The organism is Serratia sp. Z4, from assembly GCF_009900725.1.
In the GTDB taxonomy this organism is placed as follows: Bacteria; Pseudomonadota; Gammaproteobacteria; order Enterobacterales; family Enterobacteriaceae; genus Serratia; species Serratia nematodiphila.
In genome coordinates, this window is sequence record NZ_JAAABD010000002.1 from 431431 (window position 1) to 444059 (window position 12629).

Annotated in this window: 11 protein-coding genes; 6 read left to right on the forward strand and 5 right to left on the reverse strand. The window is 58.8% G+C overall.

The window, feature by feature from the left end:
• The first annotated feature begins 91 nt into the window (after nucleotides 1-91).
• Nucleotides 92-1240, forward strand: coding sequence for a MalY/PatB family protein (locus GT753_RS09905; RefSeq protein ID WP_015378139.1), 1149 nt, complete (start codon nucleotides 92-94; stop codon nucleotides 1238-1240).
• Here GT753_RS09905 and GT753_RS09910 read toward each other — a convergent pair.
• Nucleotides 1237-1803 carry a VOC family protein gene (locus GT753_RS09910; protein WP_004929646.1) on the reverse strand — a complete coding sequence of 189 codons (567 nt, stop codon included), beginning with the start codon at nucleotides 1801-1803 and terminating at the stop codon, nucleotides 1237-1239. The two genes, GT753_RS09905 and GT753_RS09910, sit on opposite strands and share 4 nt — an antisense overlap.
• 829 nt (nucleotides 1804-2632) lie before the next feature.
• Between GT753_RS09910 and argS the strand changes: the two genes are divergently transcribed.
• Nucleotides 2633-4363, forward strand: coding sequence for an arginine--tRNA ligase (gene argS / locus GT753_RS09915; RefSeq protein WP_015378141.1), 1731 nt, complete (start codon nucleotides 2633-2635; stop codon nucleotides 4361-4363).
• Between the two features lie 62 nt (nucleotides 4364-4425).
• Here argS and murJ read toward each other — a convergent pair whose 3' ends face one another.
• The 4 genes from murJ to rimJ all read right to left on the reverse strand — a co-directional run bounded on the left by murJ (nucleotide 4426) and on the right by rimJ (nucleotide 8222).
• Nucleotides 4426-5961, reverse strand: a complete 1536-nt coding sequence (gene murJ / locus GT753_RS09920) for a murein biosynthesis integral membrane protein MurJ (RefSeq protein WP_015378142.1) — start codon at nucleotides 5959-5961, stop codon at nucleotides 4426-4428.
• Between the two features lie 106 nt (nucleotides 5962-6067).
• The gene (locus GT753_RS09925) at nucleotides 6068-6988 is read right to left on the reverse strand and encodes a Gfo/Idh/MocA family protein (RefSeq protein WP_015378143.1); all 921 of its coding nucleotides are present in this window, start codon (nucleotides 6986-6988) and stop codon (nucleotides 6068-6070) included.
• Complete coding sequence (locus GT753_RS09930; RefSeq protein WP_015378144.1) at nucleotides 6981-7628, reverse strand: YceH family protein; 648 nt, start codon at nucleotides 7626-7628, stop codon at nucleotides 6981-6983. The genes GT753_RS09925 and GT753_RS09930 overlap by 8 nt, the downstream gene beginning before the upstream one ends.
• A gap of 9 nt (nucleotides 7629-7637) precedes the next feature.
• A complete protein-coding gene (rimJ, locus tag GT753_RS09935) occupies nucleotides 7638-8222 on the reverse strand; it encodes a ribosomal protein S5-alanine N-acetyltransferase (RefSeq protein WP_004929636.1) in 585 nt (194 codons plus the stop codon).
• Between the two features lie 346 nt (nucleotides 8223-8568).
• On the opposite strand from rimJ, the gene mdtH reads away from it, so the two are divergent.
• The 4 genes from mdtH to GT753_RS09955 all read left to right on the forward strand — a co-directional run bounded on the left by mdtH (nucleotide 8569) and on the right by GT753_RS09955 (nucleotide 12544).
• Nucleotides 8569-9774, forward strand: coding sequence for a multidrug efflux MFS transporter MdtH (gene mdtH / locus GT753_RS09940; protein ID WP_015378145.1), 1206 nt, complete (start codon nucleotides 8569-8571; stop codon nucleotides 9772-9774).
• A 73-nt stretch (nucleotides 9775-9847) separates the two neighbouring features.
• Complete coding sequence (locus tag GT753_RS09945) at nucleotides 9848-10096, forward strand: hypothetical protein (protein WP_004929632.1); 249 nt, start codon at nucleotides 9848-9850, stop codon at nucleotides 10094-10096.
• Nucleotides 10097-10223: 127 nt separating this feature from the next.
• A complete protein-coding gene (gene grxB / locus GT753_RS09950; RefSeq protein ID WP_015378146.1) occupies nucleotides 10224-10871 on the forward strand; it encodes a glutaredoxin 2 in 648 nt (215 codons plus the stop codon).
• A 32-nt stretch (nucleotides 10872-10903) separates the two neighbouring features.
• Nucleotides 10904-12544 (forward strand): AarF/ABC1/UbiB kinase family protein, encoded by a 1641-nt coding sequence (locus GT753_RS09955; RefSeq protein WP_160125561.1) that lies wholly within the window; start codon nucleotides 10904-10906, stop codon nucleotides 12542-12544.
• Nucleotides 12545-12629: the final 85 nt, after the last annotated feature.

Below are 12629 nucleotides of genomic sequence, written 5' to 3' on the forward strand. Positions count from 1 at the left end.
AGATAACGGCCAACATACGGCGGCAATTGTTCATTTCTTCATTTCTCACGTAGGCTCATGCATAGGCATAAACCGGCTCAGGGTTATCACTATGGCATTCAATTTTGATCAATGGGTAGACCGCAGTCACAGTGACAGCGTTAAGTGGGATAAATATCGCGGCAGCGACATCATCCCGCTTTGGGTCGCCGACAGCGATTTCACCTCACCGCCGGCGGTGATCGAAGCCTTGCAGCGCCGCGTAGCACACGGCGTATTCGGCTACACCCACCCATCCCCTGATCTTATTGAGGTTTTTACCCGCCGCATGGTAGAGCGCTATGATTGGCACATCAAGCCTGAATGGATCATTTTCCTGCCTGGCCTGGTGTGTGGCCTGAACCTGTGCGTGCGGGCCTGCACCGAACAACATCAGAGCACGCTGGCCCCCTCGCTCATTTATCCGCCGTTTCGCAAAGCGGCCAAATTCGCCGGGCGTAAACACCTTCCGGTATCGCTAACAGCGGTCAACCAGCGTTGGGGACTGGATTTTTCCTCGATGCATGATCAGCTCAACGGCAACGAAAAACTCCTGTTGCTGTGCAACCCGCAGAACCCCGGTGGCACCGTGTATCGCCGAGAGGAGTTGTTGCAGCACCATCAGTTCGCTCGCGAACACGATTTAATCGTCTGTTCGGATGAAATCCACTGCGAACTGCTGCTTGAGCCCGGCGCGCGGCATATCCCCTTCGCCACCCTGAATGAAGACGCGGCCCAACGCAGCGTGACGCTGATGTCACCGTCAAAGACGTTTAATCTCGCCGGGCTCGGCGCCTCAATGGCGATCGTTCCCAACGAAGCATTGCGACAAAAGCTGAAACGCGCGCGCAGCGGCATCGTGCCGGAGGTCAATCTGTTGGCGCTGGTGGCGGCGCAGGCGGCTTATCAATACGGACAACCCTGGCTGGATGAGCAGTTGATTTATCTGCGCGCCAATCGCGATCGGCTGACAAAACGTATCAACGCCATGCCGGGATTGACGTTGCTGCCCGTCGAGGCCACCTATCTGGCCTGGATAGACTGCAGCGCACTGCCGGTAGATAACCCGCATCAGTTCTTCGAACGTGCGGGCGTTGGGTTAAGCGCCGGCCTGGACTTCGGCGATCGGCGCTTTGTACGGCTTAACTTTGGTTGCCGATGGGCTCTGCTCGATGAAGCGCTCGATCGCATGGCGCGCGCCTGTGCGGCGCTGCCTGGCTAACCTTGTTCGCTGGCGACGATGTCTCGAATGGAATACGGATGAAACTTGATCGTAACCGTTCCGTCGGTGATGGCCAGCGTCGGGTTCGGTAGCCGCTCGCCCTCGCCTTTTGGCGAGCTTTGCTTCAGCTTGATCCCCGGCGCCAACAATGCCTCATCGGCAAGGTGGCTCAACGCCCGAGCGTACAGCGTCTGAGGATCGCCACTGAGCACTAATTCGACGTGTTCCCAGCCTTCGTGCGGATAGCGTTTCTCCCCAGGATACGGCAGCTCGATGCAGTCTATCCGCCACGGCCCTACGGCCAGCGGCTGAGACAAATCGAACAGACAGATAGGCCGCCCGTTGATCATCGATTCGGATAGCAGTGTCCCGCACTGCATCAGCCCCTGGCGCCAACGTTCGGCGGTGGCATTCTGGTGACAGCGCAAAGAGATGTGATCGGCGGTGAACGCGGCCAGATCAAGCCGCAATTTGGCGGCAAATTGATGCAGCGCCTGCTCGAAACGCGGCAAATCGAGCTTCAGATCGTCAAGCTCGGCAATGGCCTGCAAGGGAGTGGTCATAGAAACCTCAAAACAACGGAGCGCAAAGTTAAACGCGGTAATTTACACGGTGGCGGCAGTGCTCGCCACCGTTACGACGTTTTTCGGCGTCAGTTCAGAATGATTTTTGGTTGCGGACGGGGAGAATGAAAAACCAGTCCCTTATTAAGATGACTGCTTATTAAAACAACAGAAAAATAAAAAATAAGATTTTTCGCAAGCCATTATACCTTTTCTTCATGACGCTATGATTTAAGTTATTTTGCACAAAACTCTCTGCAGCCCATTGGTCAACTCGATTGAATAGTCTGGTTTAATCAAACCTGATCCACTTATCGAAACCACATAAAACCATAAGCATAACCTATTGTAAAAGAAGGCAATAAACCCCATTAATTGATGGGAAGCTAAGGATTATCTTAATTTTCCCCCAGGCAATTGATTCACCAAGACAACTCAGCTACTTTGGAGGAAATTTAAATTCGAGATGATCATTATGTTATTGCTGACGATATCCTTGGTGTTGATAATTATCGCCGTATACGCCATCTACCGTCATTTCAAATCACGCAGCGCCAACACGCTGGATGCCGGTCGCCGCAATAAAAAGCGCTAGCTTCGCAACTCTCCCCTTCGTACATTCTGTTCAGATCATTCTGCTTTCACCTTCCGGCAATCAACGCGCCGCCCTCGACAACTGTTTCATCGCAGCGGCCGCGCCAACTGCTGACGGGCTCCGTCAGATCGGTTACAATTACAGGCTGTTTTGTGGCGGTCGCCCATCGCGCCCGCCACCGTTGAATCCCGCAGGGGCTGGCTTCAGCCCCTCGTTCGTCATTAAGGTAACCCGGTGAATATTCAGGTTCTTCTTTCAGATAAAGTCAGCCAGGCGCTGATCGCCGCTGGCGCGCCAGCCGATTGCGAAGCGCAGGTCCGCCCTTCCGCCAAGGCGCAGTTTGGTGATTACCAGGCCAACGGCGTGATGTCAGTCGCCAAAAAGCTGGGCATGCCGCCCCGTCAGCTGGCGGAAAAAGTGGTGCAACTGCTGGATCTCGGCGACGTCGCCGGTAAAGTGGAAATCGCCGGTCCCGGCTTTATCAACATTTTCCTGAACAGCGATTGGGTCGCCCGCCAGGCCGATCAGGTGCTGAACGCACCGAAGCTGGGCATTGCGCCGGTTGAGCCCCAAACCATCGTTATCGACTACTCCGCACCGAACGTGGCGAAAGAGATGCACGTCGGCCACCTGCGCTCCACCATCATCGGCGACGCCGCGGCGCGTACCCAGGAGTTTTTGGGCCATAAAGTGATTCGCGCCAACCACGTCGGTGACTGGGGCACTCAGTTCGGCATGTTGATTGCCTACCTGGAAAAAATGCAGAACGAAAACGCCAGCGACATGGGCCTGTCCGATTTGGAACAGTTCTATCGCGAAGCCAAGAAACACTACGACGAAGACGCCGAGTTCGCCGAGCGCGCGCGCGCTTACGTCGTGAAGCTGCAGGGCGGCGATCAGTACTGCCTGAAAATGTGGCGCAAGCTGGTCGACATCACCATGGCGCAAAACCAGCTGACCTATAACCGACTGAACGTCACGCTGACCGAAGACGACGTGATGGGCGAAAGCCTGTATAACGCGATGCTGCCGGGCATCGTCGCCGATCTGAAAGCCAAAGGGCTGGCGGTGGAAAGCGAAGGCGCCACCGTGGTGTTCCTCGACGAATACCAGAACAAGGACGGCGACCCGATGGGCGTCATCATCCAGAAAAAGGATGGCGGCTACCTCTACACCACCACCGATATCGCCTGCGCCAAGTATCGCTACGAAACTCTGGGCGCCAACCGCGTTCTGTATTACATCGACTCCCGCCAGCATCAGCACCTGATGCAGGCCTGGACCATCGTGCGCAAAGCCGGTTACGTGCCGGAGTCCGTCTCGCTGGAACACCACATGTTCGGCATGATGCTGGGCAAAGACGGCAAGCCGTTCAAAACCCGCTCGGGCGGCACGGTGAAGCTCTCCGATCTGCTGGATGAAGCCATCGAACGCGCCGAACAGCTGATCGCCGGCAAAAACCCGGATATGCCGCAAGACGAAATGAAGACCGTGGCCCGCGTGGTCGGCATCGGCGCGGTGAAATACGCCGATCTGTCGAAAAGCCGCACCACCGACTATGTCTTCGACTGGGACAACATGCTGGCCTTCGAGGGCAATACCGCGCCTTATATGCAATACGCCTATACCCGTGTGGCATCGGTATTCAAGCGCGCCGGGATCGACGAAAGCAGCCTGACACTGCCGCTGACGCTGACCGAAGAGCGTGAGATTGCGCTGGCTACCCGCCTGCTGCAGTTCGAAGAGGTGCTCACCACCGTCGCACGTGAAGGCACGCCTCACGTCATGTGCAGCTACCTGTATGATCTGGCCGGCTTGTTCTCCGGCTTCTACGAGCACTGCCAGATCCTGAACGCCGACAGCGAAGAAACCCGTCAGAGCCGCCTGAAGCTGGCGCTGCTGACCGCTAAAACGCTGAAAACCGGCCTGGATACGCTGGGCATCGAAACCGTCGAACGTATGTAAACCGCACCGCGCGGAAAGTAAAAAGGTCGCCAAGGCGACCTTTTTTTGTTCTTGCATTCGGCTCAGGCGACGCGGCGCGCAAAATCACGCGGGCGGAAGCCCAACCCGGCCAGCACGCCAAAGTAGGCCACCACACCGGCCACCACCACCGCCGCCAAACGCAGCAAACGTTCCAGCATATTGCCCTGATCCCAGGCCGGCATCAGCCACATCACGCCAATCAGCACCGCCGACATCGCCAGCACGGCGATCACCAGCTTAGTGAGGAACAGCGCCCAACCCGGCTGTGGCTGGAAGATCTTCTGCTTGCGCAGCTGCCAATACAGCAGCGAGGCGTTCAGGCAAGCCGCCAAGCCGATCGACAGCGCCAGGCCGGCATGCTTCAGCGGACCAATAAACGCCAGGTTCATCACCTGCGTCATGATCAGCGTGATGATAGCGATCTTGACCGGCGTTTTGATGTCCTGCCGCGAATAGAAGCCCGGCGCCAGCACTTTAACCACAATCAGCCCCATCAGCCCTACCGAGTAAGCCACCAGCGCGCGTTGCGTCATCGCCGCGTCAAAGGCGCTGAACTTGCCGTACTGGAACAGCGAGACGGTCAACGGTTTGGCCAAAATGCCCAGCGCGATGGCGCTCGGCAGCGCCAGCAGGAAACACAGGCGCAGCCCCCAATCCATCAGGCGCGAATACTCATCGTGGTTGCCGCTCGAGAAGCTTTTGGCCAGCGACGGCAGCAGGATGGTACCCAATGCCACGCCCAACACGCCGGAAGGAAATTCCATCAGGCGGTCGGCGTAGTACATCCAGGACACCGAGCCGGATACCAGGAACGATGCGAAGATAGTATTGATGATCAGCGAGATTTGGCTGACCGACACCCCAAGGATCGCCGGCCCCATCTGACGCATTACCCGCCAGACTCCGGCATCGCCCAATTTGATGCGCGGCAGCACCAGCATGCCGATCTTGCGCAGGTGCGGCAGCTGGTAGCCCAATTGCAGTACGCCGCCCACTACCACCGCCCACGCCAGCGCCAGCACCGGCGGGTGGAAATACGGCGCGGCGAACAGCGCGAAGCCAATCATGCTGACGTTAAGCAGCGTTGGCGCAAAGGCCGGGATCGAGAAGCGGTTCCAGGTATTGAGGATCGCTCCCACCAGCGACGCCAGCGAGATCAACAGAATATAGGGGAATGTGATGCGCAGCAGCGCCGACGTCAGGGCAAACTTGTCGGGCGTATCGGTAAAGCCCGGCGCGGTGAGATAGATAACCCAGGGCGCGGCCAACATCCCCAGCACCGTCACCACCGCCAGCACCAGCGTCAGCAGCCCGGAGACATAGGCGATAAAAGTGCGTGTCGCCTCGTCGCCCTGCTGGCTTTTGTATTCGGCCAGGATCGGTACGAAGGCCTGCGAAAATGCCCCTTCGGCAAAGATACGGCGTAACAGATTCGGGAGTTTGAACGCCACGAAGAAGGCGTCCGTTGCCATGCCGGCCCCGAACACCCGCGCGACGATCGCATCGCGGGCAAAGCCCAGCACCCGCGAAAACATCGTCATCGAGCTGACGGCAGCCAAGGATTTGAGTAGGTTCATGTGGTTGTCTGATAGGTACCGTAAATATCAACGCCTGCAACAGCAGGCGTCAGTGAAACAATCGGCTCAGTTTACGCATCCGGAAAAGAATAGCTACCGCCAGATGTTACATAGAGTTATCCCGCAGCAAACGCTCGACCACCCGCTGGGCAAGCAGCGCCTGTTCGCCGCCGGTTTCCGGCGCGCTCTGATTGGCGACGGCATCAAGGAAATGCCGCACCGCACCGTCGAAGCCGCGTTGCACCAGCGTGCTTTGCCAGCCCGGCACCGGTTGTTCCAACTCGCCCTGCGCATCTTCACGCAGCCAGTGGCGCATATCGGTCAACTGATACAGCGCGCCGTCTGTCACCGCCTGCACGCTTTCGCGCTGGCTGCCGCCGCGGCGATGCATGCTGGTCGTCACCTGCGTATCGCCGCAGGCGAAGTGATGCTCGGCGTACAGCATTTCGCCTGCGGCGTTGGTGCGCACGCTGCCGCTCAGCAGTTGCTCGCCGCCGCCCGCCAGCCACAGCGCCGTGTCCACCACGTGCAGGTAATCATCCAACAGGGTAAAACGCAGATCGTGCGGGCCGACGCTGTCCGCCCGATGTTTATCCATGCGAATGGAGGCCGGCTGGTTCATTTGCTGCTTGAGCTGCCGGTAAAGCGGCGCGAAACGCCGGTTGAACCCCACCATCAACGTTTTGCCTCGCCGCTCGGCCAGCTCAAGCAACTGCTCGCCCTGCTCCAGCGTCTCCGCCAGCGGTTTATCGACGTAAACGTGCACGCCGCGGTTCAGCAGCTCGCCTATTACTGAAAAATGGCTGGCGGTGCTGCTGTGAACAAAGACCGCGTCGCACTGTTCGGCCAGGCTGTCCAGCCGGGAGAAACAGGCCATGCGGTAGCTGTCGCACAGCGGCTCCGCTTTTTGCTGATTGGGCGAAAAACCGCCCACCAGCGTCCAGTCCGTCGCCTGGCCGAGGATTGGCAGATAAGCCTTCTGCGCGATACTGCCCAATCCCACCACGCCTACACGCAATTTAGTCATTCGCATCCTTCACCAACAGATGTTGCAACTGCCGTTTCAGTTCCGCCACTTCGCTTTCTAATGCGCTAACCCTGGCGCTCAGTTCGCCGTCGAACTCGGATTCGAACGCCGCCGCCGGCGCTTCATCAATCTGGCCGCTGAACAGATGCATGAATCGGCTTTCGCGCTTGCCCGGCTCACGCGCCAGGCGCACCACGAACGGACCATCTTCCCGAGTGGCCAGCTGTTGCAGCACCTGTTCAACCTCGCTGACATCGCTGAACTCGTGCATCCGATTGGTACGGGTGCGCAGCTCGCCGGGCGTTTGCGCGCCGCGCAGCAGTAAGGTGGCGATCACCGCCAGTTCGGCGGGCGAAAGTTTCAGTTGGCCGAACTCGGAGTTGCAAAACCGCTGTTCGTACTTCACTACCCGGTTGCCGAATCCGCTGAGGGTGCGCAAGAAATGTTTGCGCAGCAACAGATCGAGCAGCTGCTGCACTTCGCTTTCGCTCAGATCCATCACCGGTTCACGGTTGGTTTTTTGGTTACATGCCAGCGTAATGGCATTCAGCGAAAGCGGGTATTGATCCGGGGTCGTGACCTGTTTTTCCAACAGGCAGCCGATAACCCGAGCCTCTTTGGCGTTCAATTCATATTTCATCGTTTGGCCTCAACGTGGGGGTAGCCACTCTTTATTGGTGTATGCCGTCAAAACGTGGTCTTGCCACTGGCCGTCGATCAGCAGGTAATCCTTGGCGTAACCTTCGCGTTCGAATCCCAGACGCGTCAGCAATGCGCCGCTGCGCTGGTTGTGCGGCATATAGTTGGCCATGATGCGGTGCATGCGCTGTTGGCGCAGCATATAGCGGATGGCGGACTGCAAGGCTTCGAACATCAGCCCCTGCCCCTGCCATTTCTCCCCCAGCGAATAACCGAGGAAACAGGCGTGAAACGAACCGCGCAGCACGTTGCTGAAGTTCGCCACGCCGCGGACTTCCTGCTCTTCTGGATCGAGCAGGATAAAATAGTAGGCGCTGCCCTGCTTTTGCATTTCAGCGATCATCCCCAGACGCGCCTGCCAGCCGGAAGGATAACAATGGCTTTCGTCGCGCACCGGCTCCCAGGGTTTGAGAAAAGCTCGGTTCTCGGCATAATAATCCGCCAGACGATAGGCATCCCGTTCATGCACTAAACGGACCACCATCCGGTCGGTAGTAAGACGTACTTTTGGCGATGCAGAGCGGTAGCCGAACATCATTTCCCCCGCAGTCAAAACGGTTCGATAAGAAGTATTTATTGGGAAGCCGCGTGGATAATCATCCGATGCCGATCTGATGGCATGATTTTATTTTGCCAATAGCGCTTCAGAACCGCACTTCCCTGCATTCAATATAACCGTAGCCCGCCCCCGAGGTAAAACCTCGGTCGCTCAGTAAATCGCCGAATACGCGTTTTACGGCGTTTTTCCGCCCATTTTGCAGCACAGGTAACACCTTGACGATAAAAAAATATTATCTACTCCGCCCCTGTCGCCGTCCGGCAATTGGGTAGAGAATGGTGGAGTTGCCTTCCCCCTCTCTCTTAATTGCTCATGGTGATGCATGTCTCTGGTGTCGCAAGCGCGCAGCTTGGGTAAATATTTTCTGTTGCTCGACAACCTGCTGGTGGTTTTAGGCTTCTTTGTCGTGTTCCCGCTTATTTCGATCCGCTTCGTCGATCAATTGGGATGGGCGGCGCTGATCGTCGGCATCGCGCTGGGTTTACGTCAACTGCTGCAACAAGGGCTCGGCATCTTTGGCGGCGCCATCGCCGATCGCTTCGGCGCCAAGCCGATGATCGTCACGGGCATGGTGCTGCGCGCCGCCGGTTTCGCCACCATGGCGATGGCCGATGCCCCCTGGATCCTGTGGTTCTCTTGCGCACTGTCCGCCCTCGGCGGCACGCTGTTCGATCCGCCGCGCACCGCTTTGGTGATCAAGCTGACCCGCCCGCACGAACGCGGCCGTTTTTTCTCGCTGCTGATGATGCAGGACAGCGCCGGCGCGGTCGTCGGCGCGCTGATCGGCAGTTGGCTGCTGCAGTACGACTTCCACTTTGTCTGCTGGGTCGGGGCGGCGATCTTCGTGCTGGCCGCCGGCTGGAACGCCTGGCTACTGCCGGCTTACCGCATCTCAACCGTGCGCGTGCCGATGAAAGAAGGCATGCTGCGGGTCGTGCGCGATCGCCGCTTCCTCACCTATGTCCTGACGCTGACCGGCTACTATATGCTGGCGGTACAGGTGATGCTGATGCTGCCGATCGTGGTCAATGAAATCGCCGGCTCACCGGCGGCGGTGAAATGGATGTATGCGATTGAAGCGGCGCTGTCGTTGTCGCTGCTCTATCCGCTGGCGCGTTGGGGAGAAAAACACTTCCGGCTTGAGCAGCGCCTGATGGCGGGCCTGCTGCTGATGACGCTCAGCCTGCTGCCGATCGGCCTTGCCAGCAGCCTGCAAGGCGTGTTCACGCTGATCTGCTGTTTCTACCTGGGTTCGATCATCGCCGAACCGGCGCGCGAAACGCTGAGCGCTTCGCTGGCCGATCCACGTGCGCGTGGCAGCTATATGGGCTTTAGCCGCCTTGGTCTGGCGCTGGGTGGCGCGTTAGGTTACACCGGCGGCGGCTGGATGTACGATACCGGACGCACGATGAACATGCCGGAGCTACCCTGGTTGCTGCTTGGGGCAGTGGGCTTCGCTACGTTGCTGGCGCTGTACTGGCAGTTCAGCCCGCGGCGCAGTGCATCGATGATGCTGCGCGGCGGTTAACGCCATAGAAATCCGGCCGAATCGGCAACAGCTGCTATCCTGTTAGTAAAAACCCCCACAGGAGCCCGTCGGCATGAGTGAAGAAGCAAAATTACCGCAACTACTCGAACATATGATACTGAACTTGCGCATGATTTATGCGCGTTCCACCCTGGTGGAAAAGGCCCTGGCCCATATCCTCGCCAGCGACGCCGGCCTGAAAAACGATATTATCAAACAGCTGCAGGTCGTCACCGCCGCCAACGAACGTGACAAAATCGACCTGGAAGAAGCTCGCATTCACCTGATCGATGTGCTCAACTCGGTACCGGCCAAGAAATAACGCCCCCTAGCCCGCGCCGGTGCGCGGGCAATATCGCAATAACGCACCATCCAACACACGCACGTCAAGACAGCCTCGATAAGCTGTGGTAACTATTGCTGTTAAAACCTGACAACCCGGAGCAAGCATGAAACTGTTCATTTACGATCATTGCCCATTCTGCGTTAAAGCCCGCATGATTTTTGGCCTGAAACGTCTGCCGATTCGTCTGGTCACGTTGCTCAACGACGATGAGACGACTCCGTTCAATCTGATCGGCCAAAAAATGGTGCCTATCCTGGTCAAAGACAACGGCGAAGCGATGCCGGAAAGCCTGGATATCGTGCGCTATGTCGATAACCTGGACGGCAAGCCGGTGCTGACCGGCCGCACCAACCCGGCCATTGCCGAGTGGCTGCAGCGGGTCGGCGGGTACAGCGCAAAATTGCTGTTGCCGCGTATTGCGCATGCCGATTTCGAAGAGTTCGCCACCGACAGCGCCCGCCGTTATTTTATCGATAAAAAGCAGGGGTCAATCGGTGATTTCGCCGAGCATCTCGCCAACAGCGCCGATCTGATCGCCCAGTTGGAGGCCGATCTGCAAACCCTGTCACCGCTGATCGTCTCCGCCGAAGCGGTAAACGGCGAACTGTCCGAGGACGATATCCACCTGTTCCCGCTGCTGCGCTCGTTGTCGATCGTCGCCGGGGTTGCGCTGCCGGAGAACGTGGAAACCTACCGCAACCGCATGGCGCAGCGCTGCGAGGTGCCGTTGCTGCTGGACATGGAACAATAACGTTTGAATAACCCAAAGGATAGGGCGTACTGATGCTGAAAATGGTGCTCGCCACCGCTCGCGATCGGGCGCGGCTGAAGGAAATTACCTCCGTTCTGATTCGTTACGGCCTGCAAGACGTTCTGCGTCTGCTGGGCCTGGGGGCTTTGCTGCGCGGCGCCCGCGCAGGATCCGTCCAACAGGACGCACAAACCCTGCCCGAGCGGCTGCGCGAAGCGCTCGAGGCGCTGGGCCCGACCTTCGTCAAATTCGGCCAGATCCTGGCCACGCGTTCTGATCTTCTGGATCCGGCCTGGACCGACGAACTGGATCGCCTGCACAGCCAGGCAGCGGTGTTGCCATGGGAAACGCTGGCGCCGCAAATCATCGCCGATCTGGGGGGCGAGCCCGAGCAGCAGTTTGCCGAATTCGATCGCACGCCGCTGGCCGCAGCATCGATGGCGCAAATTTACCGCGCCCGCTTGCACAGCGGCGAACAGGTGGTGGTGAAAGTGCTGCGGCCCGGTTTGGCGAAAACCATCCACGCCGATCTGCGGCTGCTGGCCTCGCTGGCGGAAACCGTGGAGCAGCAGAGCCCCGCGTTGGCGCGCTATCGGCCGCGGCAGATGGTCAGAGCGCTGGCGACGGCGCTGAATCATGAGCTGGATTTGACTCACGAAGGGCATAACTGCGATCGCGTCGCCGGGATGTTCGCGCATGAACCCGATGTGGTCGTGCCGAAAATCTATTGGCAATGGTCTTCCCCGCGCCTGTTAGTGCAGGAGTACTTGCCCGGCACCGCGCCGGAGAACCCTCAGCAATTGGCGGCGGCGGGCTTTGACGGCCCACTGCTGGCGCAACGCGGCGCGCGCGCCTTTATGAGCATGGTGCTGGAGCATCGGTTGTATCACGCCGATCCTCACCCCGGCAACGTCATGGCGCTGAGCGGGGACCGCGTTGGCTTTATCGACTTCGGCATGGTGGGCCAACTGTCTGAGCGGCGGCGCAATCAGTTGCTTCTGCTGCTGCAGGCCATTGCCGATCGTCAGTCCGAAGGCATCGTCAACACGCTGATCGCCTGGTCGGACAGCGAACCGCTGGATCTGATGGATCTGGAGCTGGCGGCGCAAAACTTTCTCGACAAACAGGCCGCCGCCACCCTGACGTTGGGCAAGGCTCTGACCGACCTGCTGGTGATGGCGCGTGAACACCAGTTGGCGCTGCCGCCCGATCTGGTGCTGCTGTTCAAGGCGTTAATCACCGCCGACGGCGTGCTGCACCGATTGGATCCCGCCTTCGATATCGTCGCCACGCTCAAACCGATGCTGCAACAAACGGTGCTGCAACGCTATGCCCCTGACGCCGTGCGCCAGCGGTTGTTGGCCCTGGGCGGGGAAGCGCTCGACGCCGGGGAAGAACTGCCGCAAACCCTGCGGCTGTTGGTGCGCCGCCTAAAACGCGGGCAGCTCAATGCCGATATCAACGTCAGTAATCTCGGCCAGTTGAGCAAAGCGCTGGAACGCGCCGCCGTCACCCTGGCTATCGCCATTGTCACCGCCGCTTTCACCCTGGGCCTGGCGCCTTATCTGATGCACTCCTCACTGCAGTTGTGGGGCATTCCGCTGTTCCCGCTGTTGGGGGCCGCGGCCTGCCTGGCCGGCGTGATCCTCCTGGCGCTGCGATTGCGGCGCTGACGCTTTCGGCGTTATCCGATAGGTGTCGCCCGCTTTTGCGCGCACTATCCTCTGCACATCGCCGCCTGCCGTTTTCACGCGCAGG

Coding starts and splice junctions, on each gene's coding strand:
- murJ (WP_015378142.1), bottom strand. CDS start 5,961: ATGAACCTACTCAAATCCTTGGCTGCCGTCAGCTCGATGACGATGTTT.
- rimJ (WP_004929636.1), bottom strand. CDS start 8,222: ATGTTCGGCTACCGCTCTGCATCGCCAAAAGTACGTCTTACTACCGAC.
- GT753_RS09945 (WP_004929632.1), top strand. CDS start 9,848: ATGAGTGAAGAAGCAAAATTACCGCAACTACTCGAACATATGATACTG.
- GT753_RS09930 (WP_015378144.1), bottom strand. CDS start 7,628: ATGAAATATGAATTGAACGCCAAAGAGGCTCGGGTTATCGGCTGCCTG.
- GT753_RS09905 (WP_015378139.1), top strand. CDS start 92: ATGGCATTCAATTTTGATCAATGGGTAGACCGCAGTCACAGTGACAGC.
- mdtH (WP_015378145.1), top strand. CDS start 8,569: ATGTCTCTGGTGTCGCAAGCGCGCAGCTTGGGTAAATATTTTCTGTTG.
- grxB (WP_015378146.1), top strand. CDS start 10,224: ATGAAACTGTTCATTTACGATCATTGCCCATTCTGCGTTAAAGCCCGC.
- GT753_RS09955 (WP_160125561.1), top strand. CDS start 10,904: ATGCTGAAAATGGTGCTCGCCACCGCTCGCGATCGGGCGCGGCTGAAG.
- GT753_RS09910 (WP_004929646.1), bottom strand. CDS start 1,803: ATGACCACTCCCTTGCAGGCCATTGCCGAGCTTGACGATCTGAAGCTC.
- GT753_RS09925 (WP_015378143.1), bottom strand. CDS start 6,988: ATGACTAAATTGCGTGTAGGCGTGGTGGGATTGGGCAGTATCGCGCAG.